6 protein-coding genes are annotated in these 5,096 nt (G+C 40.9%); 4 read left to right on the forward strand and 2 right to left on the reverse strand.

Going from position 1 to position 5,096, the window contains the following annotated elements:
• Window positions 1-187 precede the first annotated feature (187 nt).
• From HWQ38_RS15875 to HWQ38_RS15890, 4 genes are all read left to right on the forward strand, one after another.
• The gene (locus tag HWQ38_RS15875) at window positions 188-565 is read left to right on the forward strand and encodes a hypothetical protein (RefSeq protein WP_292795059.1); all 378 of its coding nucleotides are present in this window, start codon (window positions 188-190) and stop codon (window positions 563-565) included.
• 110 nt (window positions 566-675) lie between these two features.
• Window positions 676-1,185, forward strand: a complete 510-nt coding sequence (locus tag HWQ38_RS15880) for a hypothetical protein (RefSeq protein WP_292795060.1) — start codon at window positions 676-678, stop codon at window positions 1,183-1,185.
• Window positions 1,186-1,710 carry a GNAT family N-acetyltransferase gene (locus tag HWQ38_RS15885; RefSeq protein WP_292795061.1) on the forward strand — a complete coding sequence of 175 codons (525 nt, stop codon included), beginning with the start codon at window positions 1,186-1,188 and terminating at the stop codon, window positions 1,708-1,710.
• Between the two features lie 160 nt (window positions 1,711-1,870).
• Window positions 1,871-2,650 (forward strand): photosystem II S4 domain protein, encoded by a 780-nt coding sequence (locus tag HWQ38_RS15890; protein WP_292795063.1) that lies wholly within the window; start codon window positions 1,871-1,873, stop codon window positions 2,648-2,650.
• 243 nt (window positions 2,651-2,893) lie between these two features.
• Here HWQ38_RS15890 and HWQ38_RS15895 read toward each other — a convergent pair whose 3' ends face one another.
• The gene (locus tag HWQ38_RS15895; RefSeq protein WP_292795065.1) at window positions 2,894-3,670 is read right to left on the reverse strand and encodes an SDR family oxidoreductase; all 777 of its coding nucleotides are present in this window, start codon (window positions 3,668-3,670) and stop codon (window positions 2,894-2,896) included.
• Window positions 3,671-4,057: 387 nt separating this feature from the next.
• Window positions 4,058-4,615, reverse strand: a complete 558-nt coding sequence (locus HWQ38_RS15900; protein WP_292795066.1) for a hypothetical protein — start codon at window positions 4,613-4,615, stop codon at window positions 4,058-4,060.
• Window positions 4,616-5,096 lie beyond the last annotated feature (481 nt).

Raw genomic sequence — 5,096 nt, forward strand, 5'->3', positions numbered from 1 at the left:
CAACGCCTCAAAGTCCCTTGACATCTGGGCTGAAGCTTTAACTTGACACCAATGGTGAGACACCCACCCCACAAGTAGTAGTAATTTATTTCTTGGAAGTCCCTAACAGGAATTTTGTGAAATGATGTAGCATAACTGAATGTCCGTAGTTTACCGCCGTAGGCATCGCTCGCCTTCTCAAAGACTCATGACTAAAGTAACATCTCAAGAGATTGCACAGTTTCGCTCTCAATTGGCAGATGATAAGAGCGATATGGAAGCACTGGATTTGATTGAAGACTGTGATGGAGATTTAGAAGATGCGGCGATGACACTAGCTATCCGGGCAGGACAACAACCAGAAAGAGTAAATTCCGAATGGTTAGATGCCTTGGCTAGAAAATGGCGTGTGGTGATTTGCGAACAAGAATATCGGGAAGATTTGCTTAATACTTCGCTTCAAAAGATCATGGAACACCTAAAAGCAACGCCAACGTTTCCGAAGATTTTGGCAACACCAGTTTTGATATATGTCCTCAAGCAAGGCGTGAACCATTTTTGTGAGCCACTAGATTCGCTGAAGTGATCAGCCCATGTAGATTTAACTTGGGCGATATCGCGGTTTGCAATTGATTCCACCAGGACTGATACGCTGTTAGTTAAGGCAAAACTTCTATTAAACAAATTGTAAAATCAATGAATTACCTTGTTGCCGTATTACCAGACCGCATTCAAGCCGAAGCTGCTTACTTAGCTTTAGAAAAAGAAGGCATAAACAGTACTATTTTGGGGAGGGGGTATAAAACGGCTGACGAGTTTGGCTTAATTGACCCCAAAGACCAAGCTAAAAAGCAAGCACAACTGATGGCAACTTGGCTGATCCCATTTGGCTTTTTTGCCGGTTTTACATTCAGCCTGATCACTGGTTTAGATACTTTTGCCTGGGCGGGTAAAGTTGGCAATCACATCGTTGGCGGACTGCTGGGTGCTGCTAGTGGTGCTATGGGTGGTGTAGTTGTCGGTGGTGGAGTCGGTTTACTCGTAGGTAGTGGTGATGCTTTGCCTTATCGTAACCGCTTAGATGCAGGTAAATATTTAGTTGCCGTTCAAGGTTCTGAAATTCTAACTCGGCAAGCAACCCGAATCTTACGTCAGTTTGATCCCGAAAATATCCAAGGTTATGCTGACACAAATACTGTGTATTGAATGAATTATAGTTTACACATCAGGACACAGCGACTTGAGTTGCTTCCCTGTTCTTTGGAGGTGGCGCAAGCGGTGATTACAAGAAATAAATCACAAGTAGAGAACCTTTTGGGGGTAAGGGTTCCCGATGATTGGTATACATCTGAGGTGTTAGACATTTTCCCAATGTATGCTCAGATGCTAACAGATGATCCTTCCCAGTTGGGTTGGGGTGTCTGGCTAATGATTCACATTGCCGATTCTAGTTTAATTGGTGATTTGGGTTTTATTGGCAAACCCGATCAGACGGGAACTGTAGAAATGGGTTATGAAGTGCTATCAACATATCGTCAGCAGGGATTTGCTTTTGAAGCAGTAGAAGCACTGGTCGATTTTGCCTTTAGTCAGCGAGAACTCAAGAGAATTATCGCTCATTCTCCAGACGATCACACTGCCTCGATTCGCATTCTGGAAAAATTAGGAATGCAACAAATTGGTAGAGATGAAAACCTGCTGAAATGGGAATTAAAGCTAGAATCAAGATAGTTTGAAACAAAGGGGCATGGGGCATAGGGCATGGGGCATGGGGTATTGGCAGAAAAAACTATTTACATTTATATGGTTTGCCTTATTTGTCCTTGCGTTTAATTCTCAATTCCTAACTCAAAATTCATAACTCATAACTCATAACTCATAATTTTTAAGAATGTTACCACGAGAAGAACTTTTAAAAGGTGTTGAAAATCGAGATAGTCTAGCTCGTGTAATTGACCAAGCGGAACAAGCGATCAAAACTTGGGAAGTGGTTTTGACAGATTTTCTGTCTCCCCCAGAATTGGCGGAAATTCAACGGGTGTTTAACCGATTAACAGAAGTGCAATTAGTGGCGTGGGGTGGATATCCGCAAGCTGAACGTCAAAGAATAGCGATCGCTCGTTCGGAACTTCCCTTAGATCAATCTCAAGTCAGCCTTGTCGCCGTGGAAATTGCTGGTAATTTCCTGTTTGATACCGCCTCTCACCGCGATTTTTTAGGCGCAATGTTGGCAACGGGAATTGTTCGTGAAAAGACGGGAGACATTATAGTTTTGGGAGAACGAGGGGCGCAGGCGATTGTCGCCCCAGAGTTGGTGGAATTTTTGTCAATGAGTCTGAAACAGGTGCGATCGGTTACTGTGAAAACTCAGCAGATTCAGGTAACTGAATTAAAGGTTCGGGAACCCAAGAAAAAAGAATTAACTACTGTGGAGGCTTCTTTGCGATTAGATGCGATCGCATCTGCTGGTTTTGGGATGTCCCGCAGCAAAATGGTTGATTTCATTGATGCCGGTGATGTCCGCGTCAATTGGAAGGAAGTTACTCAAGCTAGTTCTCAAGTGAAATCAGGCGACTTAATTGCTATTCGCTCTAAAGGACGTTTAGAAGTTGGGGAAATCGCCGTTACAAAAAAAGACCGTTACCGAGTTCAATTAACAAGATATATCTAATAAGTCAGGAGTTAATAGTAAAAAGTTATAGCGGTTTTCGTTTGGATGCAATACACTTTGACCTCTCTCCAAACCTCTTTCCTAAAAGGAGAGAGGCTTTGAATCTACTCCCCTTCCCTTGTAGGGAAGGGGCTGGGGGTTAGGTCTGTATTTCACTCAACTGAGAACTGCTATAGAAGTTTTAAATACACCACTTTCTTTAACTCCAAACTCCTGTACAGACGCGATTAATCGCGTCTCTACTTAGGCTTTAAAGTGTTTTGCTAACATATTCAGCAGAAGTTTGCGCGGTACGAGCCGAGATAATTTGCTTCTAATTTGAGTGTTAGTATCAGAACTAATCACAGTTGGATACCCTTTTTCCAAAGCCTCTAAAGATTCCCAAACCACTTTTTCAGAAGAATATACTTTATTTGTACTGCTTGCCAGCGCTGGAGGAAAATTAGCTTCTGCAAAAAAGTTTGTTTCTATTGGCCCTGGACAAGTAACTAAAATACGCACACCATATTGACGATTTTCTGCCCATAGTGCTTCGCTAAAGCTGAGAATAAAAGCTTTACTGGCAGCATAAACAGAAAGGTATGGTATCGGTTGAAATGCGGTAATAGAAGATACGTTAATAATACTTCCAGAACGACGTTGCCGCATTAAGGGTAGAAATTTATGGGTTAAATCTACCAATGCCAAAACGTTTAATTGTACGATTTTGACTTGTCTTTCTCCATCCCCTTCAGCAAAGTCGCCATAGTAACCAAAACCAGCATTGTTGATTAATAAGTCAATAGTTAATCCCTTTGCTTTTGTGGCATCAAATACAGCAGCAGCTGCATTAGCTTCTGTGAGGTCTTTAACTATAACGTCTACTTGAATTTTGTGTTCTTCTTGTAGTTGTTTAGCTAATTGGCTTAGTTTCTCTTCGGAACGAGCAACGAGTACAAGATTTGTCTTCCGTGCAGCTAGTTCATGGGCAAAGGCTTTACCAATACCACTAGATGCACCAGTAATTAAAGCAGTTGGCATTCTACATATTCAGATAGTTTTTAACCACCATTAAAATCTTAGCGATGCTAGCTATAAGTTTTAACTACCCAAAGTGATATAGCGGTTTCCAGGTGCATGAAGTACATCATATCAAAACCTCACCACGCCAGTTGCTACAACGGGGAGCCACTGCGGTGGACGGGTTTCCCGGCATAAAGGAGCCAGCCGCGTGGGCGGGTCTCCCGACTTGAGCGAACTGGTGTCAAGTGGCGTGGGAAAATACGCAACGCACTGGCTCCCCAACCCCTCTCCTTGGTAAGGAGAGGGGAGATAAAACACAGCTTTATCGGGGTGAGGTTAAGCTGTACCTCATACCTCAGTTGCTTCGGAAACGCTATATACCCAAAATGGTAATTGAATTGCTAATTACCATTTTTCAGACCAATAGATAATTTCTGAGGCTGAACTATTAATTGCGACACCGTAACTATCTCCATGATTCCACTTGAAGCCAGGTCTACCTTTATCCTCTGCATTTAATACTAATATTTCATAAGTAGTTGGAAAAGATTCTGTATGAGAGTCACTGGTGTAGAAGAAAGTTGTCGGCACACCATTAGGCTCGTTTATGTGGTCGTTTGTGTTACCACCCTTATATTTGTGTTTTGCGCTAATACTGTATTGTGAAAGTAATTTTTCTATTTTTTTTGGTGGTTCTTTCAGTCTAATTTGAAAAAAACTACCTGCTGGCAAAAATTCGGGAGAGTAAGCAAGGTGAACGTCTTTGGCATCAGTGGGAATCTCATTAGGAAAATGTTTTATTTCGTCTTTATTAGACCATAGTTGATTACGAATTTCTTTGTAGCGTGATGTATCAGTTATTATTTTAGGTTCGCTAGTACTGCTAAAAGTTGTTCTCAGAAAAAAGCTTCCCCCGACAATACTAAGACTAGCAAGGGCTAATATAAATTGCGATCGCTTCATCAAGTTGGGTGCATCTAACTTTTATAGTCATATACCTAAGTAGTAAACTAAATTAGTGATATTGCGGTTATGCTGCCAAAAATATTGACAGAAACTTTGTATATTCAGGGAAAATATCAACTATTTGTAAAAATATTGTGAATATAAGCCATGTTTACTTAGTCAAATACCGTAGGTTATCCTCCAGGAAGCTAGGGTAGTTATTGTTACTTAAGTGAAACTAGGGAAGTAGAAATCAATTTTATCTTTGGTGAAGATAATCAAAAGCATTCTTTTTTCAATTCTTCCTGATGCAGCAATAATTAAGGCGGATATATAAATAGTAGATGCACCTTAATTAAATTACAGCCCTCAACTTTTAGTTGGGGGCTTTTTTTATCACTGATATTTTTTAATTTGAGAATAAAATAAATTTGTTCAGAAGTTAAATCTTCCCGGATATGGCAATCAATCAAGCGGATTAATAAATGGTAGATGCACC

Origin of the sequence: Nostoc sp. NMS7, from assembly GCF_017115085.1 — a bacterium.
Taxonomy (GTDB): domain Bacteria; phylum Cyanobacteriota; class Cyanobacteriia; order Cyanobacteriales; family Nostocaceae; genus Nostoc.

Bases quoted from the DNA above. Each gene is read 5' to 3' on its own strand.
- HWQ38_RS15890 (WP_292795063.1), top strand. From the start codon at position 1,871: ATGTTACCACGAGAAGAACTTTTAAAAGGTGTTGAAAATCGAGATAGT.
- HWQ38_RS15900 (WP_292795066.1), bottom strand. From the start codon at position 4,615: ATGAAGCGATCGCAATTTATATTAGCCCTTGCTAGTCTTAGTATTGTC.
- HWQ38_RS15880 (WP_292795060.1), top strand. From the start codon at position 676: ATGAATTACCTTGTTGCCGTATTACCAGACCGCATTCAAGCCGAAGCT.
- HWQ38_RS15895 (WP_292795065.1), bottom strand. From the start codon at position 3,670: ATGCCAACTGCTTTAATTACTGGTGCATCTAGTGGTATTGGTAAAGCC.
- HWQ38_RS15875 (WP_292795059.1), top strand. From the start codon at position 188: ATGACTAAAGTAACATCTCAAGAGATTGCACAGTTTCGCTCTCAATTG.
- HWQ38_RS15885 (WP_292795061.1), top strand. From the start codon at position 1,186: ATGAATTATAGTTTACACATCAGGACACAGCGACTTGAGTTGCTTCCC.